This window comes from uncultured Flavobacterium sp. (genome assembly GCF_937967675.1).
In the GTDB taxonomy this organism is placed as follows: domain Bacteria; phylum Bacteroidota; class Bacteroidia; order Flavobacteriales; family Flavobacteriaceae; genus Flavobacterium.
Genome location: NZ_CALBSN010000001.1, coordinates 16,550 through 32,434, shown reverse-complemented (window position 1 = coordinate 32,434; position 15,885 = coordinate 16,550). Strand labels below are relative to the sequence as shown.

The window sequence follows — 15,885 nt, the reverse complement described above, 5'->3', positions numbered from 1 at the left end:
ATGGCAATCAATCCACTACTTATGAAGAATGTATTGCGTTTTATGAAAAATTAGATGAAAGTTTTGCTAACATCCAAATGATTCAAAAAGGCACCACAGATAGCGGAAAACCTTTGCATTTGGTACTTTTTTCAAGCGAAGGAAAATTTGATTTTGATGAATATTTTACTAAAAACAAAGCTGTAATTTTAATCAATAACGGCATTCACGCAGGTGAACCTGATGGAATTGACGCTACGATGATGTTAATGCGAGATTTAGCCATGGAAAAAATCAAAACGGCTAAAAACACCTTAATTGCTGCTATTCCGGTGTATAGTGTTGGTGGTATGTTGAACCGAAATTCCCATTCCAGAGCCAACCAAAACGGTCCAGAAGAATATGGTTTTAGAGGAAATGCTCGAAATTATGATTTGAATCGCGATTTTATTAAATCGGATACTAAGAATTCAAGTAGTTTTCAAAAGTTATTTACCGAATTAAATCCTGATATTTTCTTAGACAATCACGTTTCCAATGGCGCGGATTATCAATATACATTTACTTGTATTGCAACCCAACACGAACGTTTGGGAAACAAATTAGGCAATTATTTCATCAACGAATTGTATCCTTCGGTGGTGAAAGACATGAATAAAAAGAAAATCGATGTGGTTCCGTATGTGAATGTGCACAGCACCACGCCTGATAAAGGTTTTGAGCAATTTACTGATACACCAAGATATGCCACAGGTTATTCAACTTTATTCCACACTTTAGGATTTGTTCCTGAAACTCACATGTTGAAAGCCTACAAAGAACGCGTAAAAGTGACTTATGAATTTATGGTCAGCACGATTAATTTCGCCGATGCGAATTGGCAAAAAATCAAGCAATTACGTAAAGATGCTTTAAATGAATATCAAGCAGGAATGTCATATCCAATCGATTGGGCAATTGATTCAACAAAAGTGTCGTATATTGATTTTAAAGGCTATCAAGGCGGATACAAACCAAGCGATATTTCAGGAAAAGACCGATTGTTTTACGATAAAAGTAAACCGTTTACCAAGAAAATTCCGTTTTATGGGAATTATAAACCTACGAAATTTGTAAGTATTCCGAAAGCGTATGTTATTCCGCAATCGCAATGGCAAGTGTTGGATATTTTAAAATTGAACAATATCAATGCACATCGTATCCAAAAAGACACGATTATGGAAGTAGAATCGTATAAAATTGAAAGTTATCAAACCTCAAAATCACCTTACGAAGGACATTACGGACATTACAATACGAAAGTCACCAAATCAACTCAAAAAGTGAAATTTTATTATGGTGATTATGTGTTTTACACGAATCAACCAGGCGTAAAATACTTAGTGGAAACTTTAGAACCAGAAGCGGTAGACAGTTATTTCAATTGGAACTTCTTTGATCCTATTTTACAACAAAAAGAATACTTTTCGAGTTATGTTTTTGAAGATTTAGCGAAAGAATTCTTAGATAAAAATCCAAAAATCAAAGCCGAATTAGAACAAAAGAAACAAAATGACAAAGCTTTCGCTGAAAACGGTGCAGCGCAATTGGATTGGGTGTACAGACAATCGCCTTATTACGAGAAAGCGCATTTGCAGTATCCAGTTTATAGAGTGAATTAGATAATATGTCAATTAGTCAATTAGTCAATGTGTCAATGAATCTAAATCGAGAAATTGGCACATTGTCTAATTATCAAATTGACACATTAGAGTTCTCAGCTTCAAACAACAACTTAATATTCTCGTACGAGTTCTCTAATATAAACTTAATATCCTTTGGATTTACCCATTCCACTCGTTCAATTCCTTCATCGGCTTGGCCTTGAGGTGTGCCTTCGTATTTGGTACGCATTTCAAACCATTGGGTAATTTTTAGTTTATAGCGACCATTGCGTTTGAAAATATGGTAGGTTCTTTGTAGTTTTTCGGTGATAGCTAATCCGGTAACGCCAGTTTCTTCCTCTACTTCGCGAATAGCGGTTTCTTCAATGGTTTCATTTTTTTCGGTGCCGCCTTTTGGTAAATCCCATTTGCCGTTTCTGAAAATAAAAAGTACATCACCATCTTTGTTGTAAACCAATCCACCACCCGCTTTTTCAATAGGTAATTTCGCACGAAGTGTTTTCATGATTAACTTTTCATCAGGATGATACAGAAATGCTTTCTGAATTTTATTCTGAAAAATTTTAACAATCAACTTCTTGATATCAACACTTTCCAACAAAAAAAGTTTGAAATCGGTCTCTTTTTGAACTTGATTTGTCAAAAAAAGTGGCTTATCGTTCACAAAAACTTTATACATTTGCAATATGATTTTTAATAACAATACCGCCCAACAAACAGCCGAATTGCTTTTACAAATAAACGCAATTAAATTAAATTCTAAAAATCCTTTTACGTGGGCTTCAGGCTGGAAGTCTCCGATTTATTGTGATAACCGCATAATCCTTTCATTTCCAGCGGTTAGAAACTATGTACGCGATGAATTTGCGAAACATATTGAAGACAAATTTGGTAAACCAGATGTGATTGCAGGCGTTGCAACAGGTGCTATTGGTATCGGAATTTTAGTTGCCGAAGCGATGGGATTACCTTTCGTATATGTTCGTCCTGAACCTAAAAAACACGGAAGACAAAACCAAGTAGAAGGTTTCTTGCAAAAAGGACAAAACGTTGTAGTTGTAGAAGATTTGATTTCGACTGGCGGAAGCAGTTTGTTAGCTGTTGAAGCTTTACGCAACGAAGGTGCTAATGTAAAAGGAATGGCAGCGATTTTCACCTATGGTTTTCAAATTTCAAAAGAGCGTTTTGAAGCGGCTAATTTGGATGTTTTCACGTTAAGTAATTACGAAAACTTATTACAAAAAGCGGTTGACAAACAATATGTTTCAGAAAATGAATTGGAAACGTTGAGTGCTTGGAACGCCAATCCAGCAGAATGGAATGTAGAAGTTTAGTTTCCCCCTTTTAAACTCATAACCTTTTAAACTTATAAACAAAACATATGAACTTAGAAAGTCCAAAAGTAAACGTAGCAAAATCGGCTGAATATTTATTCAACGCTTTGAACGACGTAAAGAATTTCGAAAAATTAATGCCTGAAAATATCGCAAAATTTGAAGTAATCGACGAAAATTGCTTTGAATTCGGATTAAAAGGTATGCCAGAAATTAAATTGGTTAAAAAAGGTGGAACTCCAAATTCGCAAGTGGTTTTAGGAGCGGCTTCAAGTAAATTACCTTTTACCTTAACTGGAAACTTAAACGCAATTGATGCTGATAACACAGAAGTGCAATTAGCTTTTGAAGGCGATTTCAACCCAATGATGGCGATGATGATCAAAGGACCAATCACTAAATTCATTGAGACATTGGCTCAGAATATGGGGAAATTGTAGTTTCCTCAATAACTTATTGAACACGAATTATATGATTTATGTAATTCGTGTTTTTTTATGTTTCAAATCGAAATTCCACTAACGTCACTTCGAGTGTTTTGTATTTGGAAAGCCTCAGATTTACAAATACAAAATGTATCGAGAACTGTAGAAGGAAAATCGTTGCTATAGTTCTCGATACAATTTTTAAAAGCAAAAATCAGCATTTTTTCTTTTAAAAATCACTCGAAGTGACGGTAATAGTTATGCTTGTTTCAAAGCCTCAACCAACAAATCAATATCTTCTTTCGTATTAAAATGGCTGAATGAGATTCGCAAACTTGGTTTTTTTGTCTCTTCTGGAGATAAAAATTCGGCTAAAACGTGCGATGGTTTAATACTTCCACTTTGACAAGCACTACCGCGTGAAACAGCAATTCCTTTCATATCTAATGTAAATAACAACATAGAAGTCTTTTCTTCTGATAAAGGCAATTGGACATTCAAAAGGTTATAAAACGTATTTTCTCCATTGATTTTCACTTCTGGAAATATTTTTTTCAATTCAGAAATACAATACTCTTTTAAATCGGAAATATATTGTGTATCGCTTTCTAAATTCGCGTAAGCTAATTCTAAAGCTTTTGCCATTCCTACGACTTGATGTACGGCTTCGGTTCCGGCGCGCATCCCTTTTTCTTGCTCGCCACCAAAAATCATCGGTTGTAGCATGGAATTCTTTTTGATGTAAGCAAAACCTACACCTTTTGGACCATGAAACTTATGTGCAGAAGCTACTAAAAAGTCAATTCCCAACTCTTGTACATCTAAATTCGTTTTACCGATAGATTGCACCGTATCACAATGAAAAAGTGCTTTTGCATACTTGCACAAGTCCGAAACACGCTTGATGTCTAAAATCGTTCCTATTTCGTTATTTACGTGGATTAGCGAGACTAGAGTTGGAACATCTGAATGTAATTTAGCTGCTAAATCTTGATAATCGATGTTTCCGTTTGGTAAAATGGTAATATATTCGACTTGAATTCCGAATTCCTTTGTTAGATGTTCTACTGTGTGCAATGTAGCATGATGTTCGATTTTAGTCGTGATAATGCGTTTGATTCCTAAATCTTTCACAGCACTGGTTAGAATCCAATTCGTGGCTTCAGTAGCGCTTGAGGTGAAAATAAGTTTAGAAGCTTGTGCATTTAGCAATTTCGCAATGGTTTTTCGCGAAGATTCCAACAAAGTCTTGGCGCTCCTCCCAAAACTATGGGTAGAAGATGGATTTCCAAAATCGTTTTGTAAAACATTAATCATCGCAGTAATGACTTCTGGATGAATAGGCGTGGTTGCGGCGTTATCTAAATACACTTTTCTCATTGGACAAAGATACAAATCATTTTATTTTAGAAATCTTAAAATCAATTCAGATGGAAATTAACAAACTTTAGCAAATTAATAAATTAAAACCTTTATTTTTGTTGCATAAATTCAATGATAAAATGAAAAAACTTATAGTTTTAGTAGCCTCAATTTTTGTGCTACAAGCTTGTGATGATGGCGATATTACATTAGAATCTTTCAATTTTGATACCGTTAGTATTCAAGAATGCCCTGATAATAATTTAATTTTCAAAATTAATGGAGACGAAATGTTGTTAATTAATATTCCTGAAGCTAGTTTTACCAACGAAGAAACGCCAGATGGAAATCCGAGAACAGTAAATATAAATTCAACAAATCAGATTATTTATAGAATTTATTCTGGAACAGTAACTTCTAGTAATATTTGTACAACTATTCCGTCCGCTACTCCAATTGTAAAAAATGAGTGGAATGCTACTGGTGGAACAATTGAAATTATTACAGACGCGCTTTATGCTTCAGATGGAATTACAATAACGGGATATAATCATAACATTAAATTTGTCAATGTAAACTTTTCTGGAAGTTCTAATTCGTTTAGTTTTACAGAATATAATTTTGGAAATTATGAAACCGATTTATAAAATTTTAAACATAAAAAAGCAAAGGACTATTCGAAACTGATTAGTCCTTTTTTTATTTCTAGAAGTGAAATTTAGGTAAAATTAAAACATCTAAAATTACTTAACATTTTGTTTAATATAAACTTCAGTGGCACCTAAACCATATTTTTGATAGTTCGCATCTTGGAACGAAATGGTATCATAACGTCCTAACATAAAGTCCAATTCGGCTTTCAAAACACCTTCACCAACGCCGTGAATAAAAACCACTTTAGGCATTCGATTTTTGATAGCAAAATCGAGTTGGCGTTTTGCGGTTTCTATTTGCAAAGTTAGAATATCATAGTTGTTCATTCCGCGTTTTGAAGGTACTAATTTTTCGATATGCAAATCCACTTCTAAGACAAATTCGTCCTTACGAGAGCGCTTTTCTTTTACAAAACTGCGCTTTTTTGGCTCTTCTTTATCCTTTAAAACTGAACCTAAACTTTGAGTAGAGAAAAAACCACTTAACTCATTGGAATTGTTTATTTTAACCAATTCGTTGACAAAAAATGTCATCACAAAATTATCAGTAGTTTCCACCGAAATTTGATCATTATTAACCTTAATTACTACTCCCGAAATGTCGTCGTCTAAAACTGAGACCTTATCTCCTATTTCAAATTTCTGTGTCATTTTCTTCATCGTTTTCTCCATCATTTTTAGATGGAATTTTATTCATCAATCTAAATAATCCAAACATAAAAACAGCCATTGCCCCTATCATAATAAATCGATTTGGAGCTGGTTTTGATTGTTCAATTAGAGCATAAATTCCGACTGCAGCAAACATTAAAATGTATAAAAATTGTTTCATTATTTTTACTTTAAAATACAATTTTCAAAAGTAGTGTTTTTAAAATTAGTATTTGTTTGTGAACTTTTTTTTGTAAACTTGTGAATAAAATTTTAATTCTAAAAAGCATTATGGAAGAACATATGTTGCCTTGTATGAACAAACAACTTTTTGGAGTTGAATGTCCAGGTTGTGGAACACAAAGGGCAATAGCTTTTTTATTAGAAGGCGAATTTTGGGAAGCATTTAAAATGTTTCCTGCTATTTACACCTTAGCTTTGTTTTTTGTTTTTTTAGCACTTCATCTTTTTGATAAAAAAAGAAACTATTATAAATTAGTAATTGCTAGTGCTATTTTAAATGGAGCTGTAATTTTAATAGCCTATTTAATTAAAATATATTTTAACTCTGTAACCAATTAAACTTTATATTTATGGAAAATCAAAAATTACCTAATGCTACCGCTGTCCTTATTTTAGGAATATTTTCAATTTTAATTTGTTGTTGTTACGGAATTTTTAGTATCATTTTAGGTGTTGTAGCTTTAGTTTTAGCAAATAAAGACACTAAATTATATGCTGAAAATCCAAGTGTTTATACCAACTACAATAATTTAAAAATTGGTAAAATTCTTAGTATAATTGGAATTTCATTAGGTGTTATTTACCTAATTTATGTAATTGTTCTATTCACTACTTTAGGTATGGAAGGTATTGAGCAAATGCAACAAGAAATGATAAGAAGATACGGAAGTAGATAAATTAAAAATACTAAAATATATTTATAAAAAGAACGCTATCAATAAGTTAGCGTTCTTTTTTTATTTAATAACAACTCATTAACAAATCGTTTACAACGCTTTTTTTGAGTTTGGCACAGCAATTGAAAATACTTAATCAAGCAACAAGTTTTAGAAACGAGTTTTAAAATTGAGTTGCTCAACTTTTAAATTGTTGTATCATGAAATCGAAGATTCACGAATTCCGAAAACTAAATGTGTACATCATGAGTAAAAAAATTACACTTTTAGTAGTAGCCAGTATCTTTCTGGTAGGGAACATGGCTTTAGCGTCAGAAAATCCTATTTTTTCTGATAACACAAATAGAAGAGAGTATTACATCGATTATCGAGATGCAGAACCCATTATCTTCAGAGAACGCGGAATTGAGTTTATGTTGTTTCCAAATGGCGAATTTGACTTCAACACAAGACCATCAGGACCTAGATATGCTATTAATAACACAAATGGCGCTCCTGGAACTAGAGGTTACTACGGAACTTCTGAAAGAGGAATCCGTGTAGAACACGACAACTTTGGTAGAGTAAGACGCATAGGAAATGTATACATCAACTACGACGCTTTTGGAAGGGTAAAACGTATTGGAACTATTTATATGAGCTATAACAGTTTTGCTGTAACTAAAGTAGGAAACATGAGAATTGTTTACGACAGAAGAGGACGAATTGTAGATGTATTTGGATTTATCAACTACGCAAACAATGGTTACTTCTACAACCCAAGAGGAGAGCATTACTCAGGTGGAAATGGTGGTTATGGAGATGACTATGATGATGATTATGAAAGTGATGATGACTATTACTACTACAAAAAAGACGGTTCTAAAGTAAAAATGTCTGATGACGACGTAAAAGAAATCAAAAGAGAAACTTTAGAAATGAAAAAAGATAAATAATAATTGGTTGGTTAGTTTGTTTTTAAATCCTGCGGATTCTGGGAAGATGAAGCAGGTTTTTTTGTATTCAAGTACAAGAACAAATACAAAAATCAATTTTCAAATTTGGAACACAGATTGAATAAATCGAAGAAATTAAAAAAATCTTTATTATTTCTTCAAAATTCTCTTAAAAACAGAGTTCATCACAAAATTGATATCCGAAGAAACCTTAAAATAGTAAGTCAATCCTAAATAGAAAATGGTAACTAAAATCGATTTTAAAACAATGTTTATAAATGGATGAAAGCTAAAATCCCAATAATAGAATACTCCAAAACTCAATATTGCTAATAATAAAGCTACAATCGTATTTTTAGTAAACGGAAATAACTTCATTTTAAGCACTACGAAAAGTAACTTTGCTAAACTATATAACGTAATCGAAATTAAAGTTGCAATAGCAGCTCCATTCAAGCCATAAAGGGGAATGAAGATCATATTTAAGGAAACTGTCAGAAAAACCAAAAACAAACCCAAAAACAAGACTGCACGGTAATATATCGAGTTAAAAATAATCGAATTATTATTTCCTAAAATCAAATCGAAATACTTAGAAATACCTATTAGGAAAACAACTGCAATTCCTTCACTATAGCCTTTTGGTAAAACGCTATACAATTCATTTATATTGACCAAAATCCCAATTAAAATCAAACCACCAATAACTTGTAGCGTAATTGAAGACTTTTTATACAATTCATTTAATTCATCGTGTTTATTTTCGCTCATTAATTTAGCCGTAATAGGATACGTAATTTGATGCATGGCACGACTTGGCACCGAAATTACTGTTGCAATAAAAATAGCAACGGAATAAAAAGCGATATTATCGATATTGATGTAAAAATTCAGCATGAATTTATCAACATCTAACAACATATTTGCTACACTTCCTGATAAGATGATAAAAAAACAATACGTTAAAATTGCTTTATAATTATCAGGAAAAACTAATTTTAAATGAGGTAATTTCACTTTCATCGCATAAAAAAACATGGTTAAAAGCGATAAAAAGTAAATTCCCATCAAGGCAAAAACAAATTGTTGCGGAGAAATAAAATCAAAATAAACCGCAAATAAGAAAATTGAAATTAGAATTCGAAGCAAAACTTCTTTCACAAAACTACCGTAAACCGATTGCAAATGCACTTTTACCCAAGCATAAAAAATCTCAAAATAACCCATACAAAGTCCGATTACTGGAATTTGCCATACATAATCATAAACAATTGGATTCTTTTCCGATAATAATTCCGCTATTTGATGATATCCAAAATAACCAATCAAACTTACAGGAAGCACAATCAATAAAGGCAAAACCAAAACAAACGTTAGAAATTGCGCTTTTTTCTCTTCAGTTTCGTATTCATTGTAGAATTTCACCAAAGTATTATGAACTCCAAACGCCATCAAAGGCATCATAATATTGGCTGCCGACAAAATAAATCCGACCAAACCATAAAAGGTGTCACCCAGAAATTGCCCGTACATAAACAAAGTGTTAATCGCACCAATTCCAAAACCAATATAGGTAATGATGGTATTTTTAATCGATTGTTTGATGACAATTCCCATTTTTTTAGTGAAAAGTGATTAGTGATTAGTGATTAGCAGTTTGGCTAATTTCTCCGTCAATGATTTTCTGCTGTATTGCTGTAGACCAACAGGATGCACTCTTAAATTATTTTGTTGAAATTGTTCAAAACAAGTCAGAATTTGATTTTTCAAAGCTTCTAATTCGTCATATTTGAAGAAAGTTCCCGTATTGGTTGCCTTAATGATTTGAGCAAAATCAGCGTTTTCTGGTCCGATGGCGATAATTGGTCGCTCAGAAACCATATATTCGAATAATTTTCCAGGAATGATACATTTGGTTTCTTCTGAGTCAATTTCGATAAGTAATAACACTTGCGAACTTCTTTGTTCGATTATCGCTTCATCATGTGGCAAATAACCTAAATGATTCACGTATTTTTCCAACTTGAATTCTTTAATCGCTTGAAGTACCTCAGCACTCACCGCTCCTATCAATTTTAATTGAAAATGATTTTTGAATTCGGGATTTTCTTTGGTTAATTCTTTCAAAGCTTTCCATAAAATCCTTGGATTTCTTGCCGATAAAAACGAACCAATGTGAGCCAAAGTAAATTTTTCGTCTAAAGGTTTTTTATTTACTTTTTCCACGTCATAACCATTAGTAATCACTTCGATTGGTTTTGTTGTAATCGCTTCAAATTCTGTTTTTGTGGTAGGAGACGTTACTAAAAGTTGGTCACAAGTATTCATGACTTCTTTTTCCAAATTTTTGTGTTTTCTCGCTGCCCACGAACTCAATTTTAATTGTTTGTGGTAACCAATGGTTGTCCAAGGATCACGAAAATCAGCCAACCAAGTGATGTTTAGCTCTTTTTTTAATTGCAAACCAATCAAATGCAAACTGTGTGGCGGACCAGTTGTTATTATTGTATCAATTTGATGTTCTTGAAGATACTGTTTCAAAAACTTAACCGAAGGTTTTACCCAAAATACTCTAGCATCTGGAATAAAAACATTACCACGAATCCAAAGCATTGCTTTTTCTACAAACGATTGCTTTTTTTGATTTGGAATTATTCCTGAACTGATTTTTTTAGTCTTATGTTTTGAAAAAACCGAAGCCAATCCGTAAGGTTCAAAAATCGGTTGTTTGATGATAATGGCTTTATCTGAAACTTCACGCATTAATTTCTCATCAATCAAAGGATACGTTGGATTTTCTGGAATATAAACGTGAGGTTCAATATTAAAATCAGGTAAATATTTGACAAATTTTAACCAACGCTGTACCCCTGGACCTCCTGCTGGTGGCCAGTAATACGATATGATGAGTATTTTTTTGGTTGGTTTCAATGTCAAGTTCAATTACAAATTCAAGTTCAAAAATCAAAAATCGTTAATCTTCAATCTTTTTCTTTCTCTCAAAATAAACTCCAGCTCCAATCAATAAAAGCATTCCGATTGAACTCATTAAAGCAATAGTACTTCCTGTTTTTACTACTTCTGGTTCAAATTTGAATTCGATAGTGTGTTTTCCTGCTGGAATTTGCAAACCTCTTAAAACGTAGTTTACTCTTAACATTGAATCTCTTTCCCCATCTATATAAACATTCCATCCATTTTCGTAATACATTTCAGAGAAAACGGCTATTCCTTCATTAGAATTATTAGAAATATATTTTAAATAATTTGGCTTATAGCTTACTAATTTAATTTGAGCAAGTGAATCAAGTACATAATCTTTTTTAAATACTGGCTTAAAAAATGGTCCAAAGTCAGGATTATTGATTACTGCAACTTTTTTATTATCCAAACTATCCAACGCTTTCATTTCTTCATTGGCAGAATTCACAAACTTAATTTTCTCTACAAACCAAGCATTTCCATTTGCTGCTGGATTGGCTAAAGCTAATTTTTGTCCGTTTTCATCGGATTGGATGACGTATTTTACGTTTAACATGTTTAGCACACGAACGTTATTTTTAGCGATTTGGTAGTCGAATAATTGTTGCATTCTTCTTGGTTTCGCGGCATGATAACCACCAATTGATTTATGGAAAAACGATGTTCTAGCACTACTCATTCCTCCTTCTACCTCAAAAACTCGGAAATGTGAAGTATCGGCTAAAATTCTTTGGTCGGCTTCTGTAGGTTCAAATGGCATATCTACCTCTCTTGCGCTTTTGAATTGGTCTGGATTATTGCTTACATAACGTTTGTCTACCATAAACAAGTCGAAAACCATTAAAACTCCAACTAAGATAATCGCTGTAGTTTCTTTCATCAGGTTTTTCACAAAAAGAAATAAAACAGCAAAAGTAAGTCCCACAAACAACATCGAACGCAAAACATCAGAAGTATACAAAGCAGCTCTATCTATTTTTAATGTTCTAATAAAATCATCTCCATACGCTTGTGCATACATTGCATCGTTAGCTGATGAGAAATCAAACATTCCTTTAATTAAAAATAAAACCACTAAAAGTCCGAAAGTAATAGCTCCTGATTTCCACAATGCATTCCATTTTGCTTTTTCGTCTTGTTTGAAAAATTGGTACAAACCTACAATAGCTAAAGCAGGCACACACAATTCTAAAATTACTTGTATAGAAGAAACCGCTCTGAACTTATTATATAAAGGCACATAATTGATAAAGAAATCAGTCAAAATACTGAAATTCTTACCCCAAGACAAGAATAATGAAAATATCGCTCCAGCTAAAAATAAGTATTTAATATTTCGTTTTTCAACAAAAAATGCCATTATGAATAAGAAAAACACAACTACTCCAATATATGCTGGTGCCGCAACAATAGGCTGATCACCCCAATAAGCAGGTGCGTGTTCTACAAATCCTTGCACTTGATCAGCTGGATAGCCTTGTGCTACAAAATTTTGATAGGTTTCCGATTCAATTCCTAAATTTTCATTATTGGAACCTCCGAAAAGTCCAGGTGCAATTAAATTTAAACTTTCTGCAACTCCATAGCTGTATTCAGTAATGTAGTCATAGGACATCGCATTACTATCCGTTTTTGGCGAACCATCTGGATTGAAAGTTAATTCACTATTATTACGTGTTGAAAACTTAGCATATTCTGAAGTCGCCATTAAATTGGTTGCATTGGCTCCAATGGCTAAAATTCCTGCGATAGCAAATACTCCAAATATCTTTCCTAACTCTTTAAATTCCTTATTCTTAATTGCAATTACGACATAATAAACCGCAATTATTGCCAATAAAAGCAATAAATAATACGTCATTTGGAAGTGATTTGCATTAATTTCTAAAGCAGCAGCCACCATAGTTAATAAGCCTCCTGCAATATATTTCCGTTGGAACACCAATAAAACTCCAGCAACTACCATTGGCATATAAGCTATTGCATGTGCTTTTGCATTGTGCCCAACACCTAAAATAATAATCAAATACGTTGAAAGTCCAAAGGCTAAAGCTCCGAAAAACGCTTTTAACGGATCTACTTTTAACACCATCAACAACACATAAAACCCTAAGAAATAAAGGAATAAATAATCCGCTGGACGAGGTAAAAAACGTAAAGCATCATCCAACATTCCGATAACGTCATTTGGATATTTTGCTCCTAATTGATACGTCGGCATTCCTCCGAAAGCACTATTCGTCCAATAAGGCTCCTCACCTGTTTCTTTTCTAAAATCGATTTGCTCTTTTGCCATTCCGGTATATTGAACGATATCGGATTGAAAAATTTTTTCTCCTTTTAAAACGGGATAAAAATAAAATAGTGAAACTAAGATAAATCCAACTACAACTAATAAATGCGGATAGAATGCTTTTATGTTCTTCATATTAATGCTATAAATAAGGTGCTAAAGTAACTAAAAAAAGGATATTGTAATAATATCCTTTAAGGTAATGTTTTAAACTAACAATTATTTCACTTCTTCGTAATCGATGTATTCTCCTACTTCTTTTTTTGGTTTTGGAGTTGTTTTTGTCGATTGAGAGGCGTTATTGTATTGTTCTTGTTGTTGTCTGTACTGTTCTTGCATTTTTTCTTGCATCTTGTTTACAGCCTTTTGCATTAAAATTGGAGCAAAAATTCGAACTGCAAACTTAAACAGATAATAAAACAGAATGATATAAAATAGGGTTTTTATCAATCCTGTAAATGAAGCCATTTCCATGCTAATAAATTTTAAAATTCAAAAATACAGATATTGGTTGGGAAAACTTCAAAATTGTTTCATAAAATTATGATAAAATAACTATTTTTGGAGATAAATCTTTTTGTATGAAATCAATTCAAGCACTTTTTATATTAATCTTAGGGATAACCTCTCAAATTTCGTTTGGACAATTTACAGATGAAATCAATTCAAATCGTCCAGGAAAATCGATGATGGCTTTTGCGGTTGGTAAAACAATTATTCAAACAGAAACTGGAGTTACCTATGTTTCAGAAGATCACAATTTATTGGGATATCAAGCTAAGGGCTTTATGGGTGAATTAGCTATTCGTTATGGTGTTTGGAAAGAAGAATTAGAAATTATTGGAGAAATTCAATATCAAAATGACAAACTTACTTCGGGTAATTTCGAAGAAAAGAGAAATGGTTTTAAACAATTAACATTAGGGGCTAAATATTTGATTTACGATCCTTTTAAAAATTATGAAGAAAAACCTAACTTATACAGTTGGAAAGCCAATCACCGTTTCAAATGGAGACAATTTATTCCGGCTTTTTCAATGTATGCTGGCGCTAACTTTAGTGTCGGAGATAATCCTTTTAATTATGCTCCAGCAGCTATAAAAGAACCTAGTTTTAGTCCAAAAGTAACAGCAATTGCTCAAAATCATTTTGGAGGAAGATGGGTTTTGGTGACTAACTTAACTTACGATAAAATAGGAACCGATTTTGCTTCTATCAACTATATTTTAACATTAACTAGAGGTTTTAATGCAAAATGGTCTGGTTTTATTGAAAATCAAGGCTATATGGGTGATTATTATAGTGATGGTGTTTTTAGAATTGGAGCAGCATTTTTGTTTGATAAAAACATGCAAATAGATGCCTCATTAGGCAAAAACATTAAAGATACTCCTAGTATTTTAAATGCTGGAATTGGTTTTTCTTGGCGTTTTGCTGATAAATATGAAGAAGTTCAAATTGCAAAACCTGGAACCGAAAGCAAAACGGATAAAAAGGTAAAAAAGAAAGCTGAAAAAGAAGCTAAGAAAAGAAAAGATGCAGTAGAATAAAATGATAACAATTAAAGAAGCCTTAACTAAAAAAGAAATGAAAGATTACGTAATGTTTTCTTTCGAATTGTACAAAAACAATCCATATTGGATTCCGCCCATCATAGCTGAAGAATTGGAAACGTTTGATAAAACAAAGAATCCAGCACTTCAATCGGCAGAAGCCCATTTTTATTTAGCTTACAAAAACAATAAAATTGTTGGTAAAATTGCCGCAATCATTAATTGGGAAGAAGTAAAAATATTAGGTAAAAAGAAAACCCGATTTGGTTGGTTTGATGCCATTGATGATATTGAAGTAACCAAAGCCCTTATAAACAAAGTAGAAGAATTAGGTCGTAAACACAATATGGACCATATGGAAGGTCCTATGGGATTTTCTAATTTAGATAAAGTAGGAATTCTTAGTGAGGGCTTTGATCAATTAGGCAATATGATTACTTGGTACAGCCAACCCTACTACATCACTCATTTTGAACAACTTGGATTTGTAAAAGAAAAGGAATATATTGAAAGTGATTTTTCATTTAAAGGCATAAATCCTGAACCTTTTCAAAAAGCCAGTGAACTTATCAAAAAAAGATATGAATTACGCAGCTTAAATTTTACAAAAACAAAAGACATAATGCCTTATGTTGACAAAATGTTTGATTTGTTTAACGAATCTTATGCCAAATTACAATCATTTGTGCCTATTAATGATATCCAAAAGGCATATTTTAAAAAGAAATACATCAGTTTCATTAATCCGGAGTACATAAAATTTATATTAGATAAAAACGACAACATGATTGCATTTGCGATAGTAATGCCTGGTTTTGCTCAAGCATTAAGAAAAGCAAACGGAAAACTTTTTCCTATTGGATTTTATCATTTGTTACAAGCCAGAAAATATTCGAAAGAAATTGTTTTCTATCTAATCGGCATAACTCCAGAATATCAAAGCAAAGGAATTACCGCCATCATTTTTGATGAATATTACAAAGTTTGCTTAGCAAAAGGTATTGAAACTTGCATAAGAACTCCTGAGTTAGAGGAAAATCATGCTATTCACAATTTATGGAAACATTTTAATTCAAAAATTAACAAGAGGAGAAGAACCTACAAAAAAGAATTATAAAAAAAGGGATTCAATCT

Annotated in this window: 17 protein-coding genes; 9 read left to right on the top strand and 8 right to left on the bottom strand. The window is 32.4% G+C overall.

What is annotated here, in order from left to right:
• Positions 1-1,640 (top strand): M14 family zinc carboxypeptidase (locus Q0075_RS00175; RefSeq protein ID WP_297867751.1); only part of this gene is annotated, 1,640 nt, incomplete at its 5' end.
• A gap of 73 nt (positions 1,641-1,713) precedes the next feature.
• Here the strand turns inward: Q0075_RS00175 and Q0075_RS00170 are convergent.
• A complete protein-coding gene (locus Q0075_RS00170; protein WP_297867750.1) occupies positions 1,714-2,322 on the bottom strand; it encodes an NUDIX domain-containing protein in 609 nt (202 codons plus the stop codon).
• A gap of 7 nt (positions 2,323-2,329) precedes the next feature.
• On the opposite strand from Q0075_RS00170, the gene pyrE reads away from it, so the two are divergent.
• Complete coding sequence (gene pyrE / locus Q0075_RS00165; RefSeq protein WP_297867749.1) at positions 2,330-2,977, top strand: orotate phosphoribosyltransferase; 648 nt, start codon at positions 2,330-2,332, stop codon at positions 2,975-2,977.
• Between the two features lie 47 nt (positions 2,978-3,024).
• A complete protein-coding gene (locus Q0075_RS00160) occupies positions 3,025-3,417 on the top strand; it encodes an SRPBCC family protein (protein WP_297867748.1) in 393 nt (130 codons plus the stop codon).
• Positions 3,418-3,660: 243 nt separating this feature from the next.
• On the opposite strand, the gene Q0075_RS00155 is transcribed toward Q0075_RS00160, so the two are convergent.
• A complete protein-coding gene (locus Q0075_RS00155; protein ID WP_297867747.1) occupies positions 3,661-4,782 on the bottom strand; it encodes a cysteine desulfurase family protein in 1,122 nt (373 codons plus the stop codon).
• A 122-nt stretch (positions 4,783-4,904) separates the two neighbouring features.
• Between Q0075_RS00155 and Q0075_RS00150 the strand changes: the two genes are divergently transcribed.
• Positions 4,905-5,411: a hypothetical protein gene (locus tag Q0075_RS00150; protein ID WP_297867746.1), complete on the top strand. Its 507-nt coding sequence runs from the start codon at positions 4,905-4,907 to the stop codon at positions 5,409-5,411.
• 96 nt (positions 5,412-5,507) lie between these two features.
• Here Q0075_RS00150 and Q0075_RS00145 read toward each other — a convergent pair whose 3' ends face one another.
• Together Q0075_RS00145 and Q0075_RS00140 are read right to left on the bottom strand one after the other, a co-directional pair.
• Positions 5,508-6,068: a Smr/MutS family protein gene (locus tag Q0075_RS00145; RefSeq protein ID WP_297867745.1), complete on the bottom strand. Its 561-nt coding sequence runs from the start codon at positions 6,066-6,068 to the stop codon at positions 5,508-5,510.
• On the bottom strand, positions 6,052-6,249 hold the full coding sequence (locus Q0075_RS00140) for a hypothetical protein (protein ID WP_297867744.1): 198 nt from the start codon (positions 6,247-6,249) through the stop codon (positions 6,052-6,054). The genes Q0075_RS00145 and Q0075_RS00140 overlap by 17 nt, the downstream gene beginning before the upstream one ends.
• A 110-nt stretch (positions 6,250-6,359) precedes the next feature.
• On the opposite strand from Q0075_RS00140, the gene Q0075_RS00135 reads away from it, so the two are divergent.
• The 3 genes from Q0075_RS00135 (at position 6,360) to Q0075_RS00125 (ending at position 7,923) form a co-directional block, all read left to right on the top strand.
• Complete coding sequence (locus tag Q0075_RS00135) at positions 6,360-6,650, top strand: DUF2752 domain-containing protein (RefSeq protein ID WP_297867743.1); 291 nt, start codon at positions 6,360-6,362, stop codon at positions 6,648-6,650.
• 11 nt (positions 6,651-6,661) lie between these two features.
• Positions 6,662-6,988 carry a CCC motif membrane protein gene (locus Q0075_RS00130; protein ID WP_297867742.1) on the top strand — a complete coding sequence of 109 codons (327 nt, stop codon included), beginning with the start codon at positions 6,662-6,664 and terminating at the stop codon, positions 6,986-6,988.
• Between the two features lie 200 nt (positions 6,989-7,188).
• A complete protein-coding gene (locus Q0075_RS00125; RefSeq protein WP_297867741.1) occupies positions 7,189-7,923 on the top strand; it encodes a hypothetical protein in 735 nt (244 codons plus the stop codon).
• Between the two features lie 150 nt (positions 7,924-8,073).
• On the opposite strand, the gene Q0075_RS00120 is transcribed toward Q0075_RS00125, so the two are convergent.
• From Q0075_RS00120 to Q0075_RS00105, 4 genes are all read right to left on the bottom strand, one after another.
• A complete protein-coding gene (locus Q0075_RS00120; RefSeq protein ID WP_297867740.1) occupies positions 8,074-9,540 on the bottom strand; it encodes a lipopolysaccharide biosynthesis protein in 1,467 nt (488 codons plus the stop codon).
• Between the two features lie 18 nt (positions 9,541-9,558).
• On the bottom strand, positions 9,559-10,854 hold the full coding sequence (locus Q0075_RS00115; protein ID WP_297867739.1) for a glycosyltransferase family 4 protein: 1,296 nt from the start codon (positions 10,852-10,854) through the stop codon (positions 9,559-9,561).
• A gap of 43 nt (positions 10,855-10,897) precedes the next feature.
• Entirely contained in the window at positions 10,898-13,333 is a 2,436-nt protein-coding gene (locus Q0075_RS00110; protein WP_297867738.1) for a YfhO family protein, read from the bottom strand.
• Between the two features lie 84 nt (positions 13,334-13,417).
• Positions 13,418-13,672, bottom strand: coding sequence for a DUF4834 domain-containing protein (locus Q0075_RS00105; RefSeq protein WP_291106706.1), 255 nt, complete (start codon positions 13,670-13,672; stop codon positions 13,418-13,420).
• A 107-nt stretch (positions 13,673-13,779) separates the two neighbouring features.
• Between Q0075_RS00105 and Q0075_RS00100 the strand changes: the two genes are divergently transcribed.
• Both Q0075_RS00100 and Q0075_RS00095 read left to right on the top strand, forming a co-directional pair.
• Positions 13,780-14,748, top strand: a complete 969-nt coding sequence (locus Q0075_RS00100; RefSeq protein WP_297867737.1) for a transporter — start codon at positions 13,780-13,782, stop codon at positions 14,746-14,748.
• 1 nt (position 14,749) lies between these two features.
• Positions 14,750-15,868, top strand: coding sequence for a GTP cyclohydrolase (locus Q0075_RS00095; protein ID WP_297867736.1), 1,119 nt, complete (start codon positions 14,750-14,752; stop codon positions 15,866-15,868).
• Positions 15,869-15,885: the final 17 nt, after the last annotated feature.

Bases quoted from the DNA above. Each gene is read 5' to 3' on its own strand.
- Q0075_RS00130 (WP_297867742.1), top strand. From the start codon at position 6,662: ATGGAAAATCAAAAATTACCTAATGCTACCGCTGTCCTTATTTTAGGA.
- Q0075_RS00160 (WP_297867748.1), top strand. From the start codon at position 3,025: ATGAACTTAGAAAGTCCAAAAGTAAACGTAGCAAAATCGGCTGAATAT.
- Q0075_RS00155 (WP_297867747.1), bottom strand. From the start codon at position 4,782: ATGAGAAAAGTGTATTTAGATAACGCCGCAACCACGCCTATTCATCCA.
- Q0075_RS00140 (WP_297867744.1), bottom strand. From the start codon at position 6,249: ATGAAACAATTTTTATACATTTTAATGTTTGCTGCAGTCGGAATTTAT.
- Q0075_RS00095 (WP_297867736.1), top strand. From the start codon at position 14,750: ATGATAACAATTAAAGAAGCCTTAACTAAAAAAGAAATGAAAGATTAC.
- Q0075_RS00150 (WP_297867746.1), top strand. From the start codon at position 4,905: ATGAAAAAACTTATAGTTTTAGTAGCCTCAATTTTTGTGCTACAAGCT.
- Q0075_RS00100 (WP_297867737.1), top strand. From the start codon at position 13,780: ATGAAATCAATTCAAGCACTTTTTATATTAATCTTAGGGATAACCTCT.
- Q0075_RS00110 (WP_297867738.1), bottom strand. From the start codon at position 13,333: ATGAAGAACATAAAAGCATTCTATCCGCATTTATTAGTTGTAGTTGGA.
- Q0075_RS00125 (WP_297867741.1), top strand. From the start codon at position 7,189: ATGAAATCGAAGATTCACGAATTCCGAAAACTAAATGTGTACATCATG.
- pyrE (WP_297867749.1), top strand. From the start codon at position 2,330: ATGATTTTTAATAACAATACCGCCCAACAAACAGCCGAATTGCTTTTA.
- Q0075_RS00105 (WP_291106706.1), bottom strand. From the start codon at position 13,672: ATGGAAATGGCTTCATTTACAGGATTGATAAAAACCCTATTTTATATC.
- Q0075_RS00120 (WP_297867740.1), bottom strand. From the start codon at position 9,540: ATGGGAATTGTCATCAAACAATCGATTAAAAATACCATCATTACCTAT.
- Q0075_RS00170 (WP_297867750.1), bottom strand. From the start codon at position 2,322: ATGTATAAAGTTTTTGTGAACGATAAGCCACTTTTTTTGACAAATCAA.
- Q0075_RS00145 (WP_297867745.1), bottom strand. From the start codon at position 6,068: ATGACACAGAAATTTGAAATAGGAGATAAGGTCTCAGTTTTAGACGAC.
- Q0075_RS00135 (WP_297867743.1), top strand. From the start codon at position 6,360: ATGGAAGAACATATGTTGCCTTGTATGAACAAACAACTTTTTGGAGTT.